Origin of the sequence: Actinomadura darangshiensis (assembly GCF_004349235.1) — a bacterium.
Taxonomy (GTDB): Bacteria; Actinomycetota; Actinomycetes; order Streptosporangiales; family Streptosporangiaceae; genus Spirillospora; species Spirillospora darangshiensis.
Genome location: NZ_SMKY01000567.1, coordinates 1 through 2,312 on the forward strand (window position 1 = coordinate 1; position 2,312 = coordinate 2,312).

General features: G+C 70.7%; 2 protein-coding genes and 1 pseudogene. 1 reads left to right on the forward strand and 2 read right to left on the reverse strand.

The annotated features are described in order from the left end of the window. The first annotated feature begins 302 nt into the window (after positions 1-302). Positions 303-716 carry a large conductance mechanosensitive channel protein MscL gene (gene mscL, locus E1293_RS46445; RefSeq protein ID WP_132206457.1) on the forward strand — a complete coding sequence of 138 codons (414 nt, stop codon included), beginning with the start codon at positions 303-305 and terminating at the stop codon, positions 714-716. Between the two features lie 7 nt (positions 717-723). Here mscL and E1293_RS46450 read toward each other — a convergent pair whose 3' ends face one another. Both E1293_RS46450 and E1293_RS46455 read right to left on the reverse strand, forming a co-directional pair. Then, the gene (locus tag E1293_RS46450) at positions 724-1,761 is read right to left on the reverse strand and encodes a D-alanyl-D-alanine carboxypeptidase family protein (protein WP_132206459.1); all 1,038 of its coding nucleotides are present in this window, start codon (positions 1,759-1,761) and stop codon (positions 724-726) included. Positions 1,762-1,843: 82 nt separating this feature from the next. Next, positions 1,844-2,312 (reverse strand): annotated as a pseudogene (locus E1293_RS46455) (hypothetical protein); the annotation flags it as partial.

Sequence of the window (2,312 nt, forward strand, 5' to 3'; positions counted from 1 at the left end):
GGTCGTGGTGTCGGGGGTGGCGGTCCTCGCCGTTCCGGCCCCCGATGAGGACGGCGGGCAGGAGGGGGCGCTGGTCGTGCTCGCGACGGACCGGGAGCAGGCGGTCGCGCTCGCAGGGGCCGGAGCGCCGCTGACGCTGACGATCACTGGGCACTGACGGTCGCCGCCGCCGCGCGGAAAGCCGCACGTCAGAGATCATCCGTGGTTCGACTTGGCGAATCGACGAGGGTTTCATTACTATCCGTAGCCGTTCCAGCGCCCCGCCAGCCCAGGGGCGCACCCCGAGACCCCCTGGAGCCGACATGAGCGGATTCAAGAAGTTCCTCATCCGCGGAAACCTGGTCGACCTCGCGGTCGCGTTCGTCGTCGGAGCCGCCTTCGCCGGCCTGGTGAAGGACTTCGCCAACTCCTTCATCACCCCGCTGATCGCGCTGCTCGGCGGCAAGCCCGACTACACCGCGCTGGCCGTCACGATCAACGGCACCAAGTTCCCGTACGGGATCTTCATGACGTCCGCGATCGCGTTCATCATCACGGCCGCGATCGTGTACTTCCTGGTCGTGCTGCCGACGACGAAGCTGATCGAGCGGATGGACCGCGGCAAGGAGGCCACCGAGCGCGAATGCCCGCAGTGCCTCAGCGACATTCCGGTGCGGGCACTCCGCTGCCGTCACTGCACCACGGAACTCGTCCCGTCCGCCGAGCTCCCCCGCTAGGCCCGGGTCACTCGTTCTCGGTCCCGTACTCCCAGTGCCAGGGCTCGAACGGGTTGCTGTAGGCCCACGCCGGATGAATCCAGCCGTACTTCCCGGCGTGGGCCTCCATCCAGTTGAACGGAACGGAACCCGAGTTCTGCACACCGCCGCAAAGGTCGAGGGCCTGTCCCTTGCCGTGGTTGCTCGTCCCGGGAACGGCCGCGAAACCCGGGCGTTCCGCGTACACCCGATGCTGCTCGGACAGGCTGCGGTACGCGTCCGTCACGCACATGTCGTGGCCGAAGTGGCGCTTGTACCCGGCGTTCAGCTTGTAGAAGGCGAGGGCCGCGTCCGCGCGCAGCTTGTGCCCGCCCTTCTGCGGAAGCGCGCACAGGTACTTCGACGGGATGAGCCCGTTCGGGAACTTCTTGGCGTCCGCCGCGAGGCTCTTGTCGCACCCCAGTTCGAGCCGTTTCTGCCGGCTCACCGCCAGCTTGTCGAGCATCGCGTTGAGCTGCTTCGTCAGCTGCTCCGACCTGTTCTTCAGCCCGTCCACCTCCTGCTGGAGGCGGGTCTGCTCGACCGCGTTGCGCGACTGCAGTTCCTGCGCGGTGGACGCGAGCCGCTGCCGCCGGTCCTGCAGCTCATCGGCACGGTCCACGAGCGCCTGCTGCGACTTGGCGATCAGCGTCACGTCCGCCGTCGCCCGGAGCGCCTGGCCCGGGTCGCCGCCACCGAAGATCGCCATGGACCCGGCCGCCCCGCTCTGCTGGTAGGAGCTGTTCGCGAGTCTGGCCAGCGGCTGCCGGATGCGGTTCAGTTCCGCCTCGGCACCGGCGAGGTCCTTCAGCGTGCCGCGCAGCTTGACCTGCGAGGCGGCCAGGTCCTTCTGCCGGCCCTCCATCTTCTCGGTGGCCTTCTCCATCTCGGTGCGCGCCTTCGAGGCCTCGCGGCGCAGCGACTCCAGTGAGTCGGCCCCCGCGGCCGCCGTCGCGGTGCCGTGCGGTGAGAGCGTCGCCATCACCAGGAAGACCGCGGTCAGCGCCGCCGACCGGGGGTTCGGCACGGTGGTTTTCCTCCTGATGCCCAGTTGCGGAACAGCGGCAGAACGCTACTACAGGTTCTACGATGACCCGCGCGTAACGGGTTCAGCGGACCCGGTGACCTTGCGGCTCGCACCACCGGCGCATCCACCAGACGTCCTCCCAGCCCGCCGGGCACGGCCGCTGGCCCCGCGCGGACGGAGACGGCGCCGGCGCCGGCTTGGTCTTGCGCGGCTTCACCACCGGCGCGGGCGCCCGCTCGGGCGCCTTGCTCGCGACCTGCGGATCCGCCTCGGGCGGGACGTACCGCCCGAACGTCGGCTCCCCCTCCGGCGGCGCCGGCGCCGCCTGCCGGGTGGGCGTCGCCGCCGTCTCCGGCCGCTCCCGGACGGGATCGTCCCGCAACCCGAACGCGATCACGGACGCCACCAGGACGGGTACCGCGAACGCCGCCGCGACGACCGCGATCCGCCTGCCGCGGGACGCGCCCTCGCCGGCCGCGCCCTCGTCCACCACGTCCTCGGCAGCGCCGTCCGTCGGCTGCCCGCGATGCCGTCCCGTCACGGCACCGAAG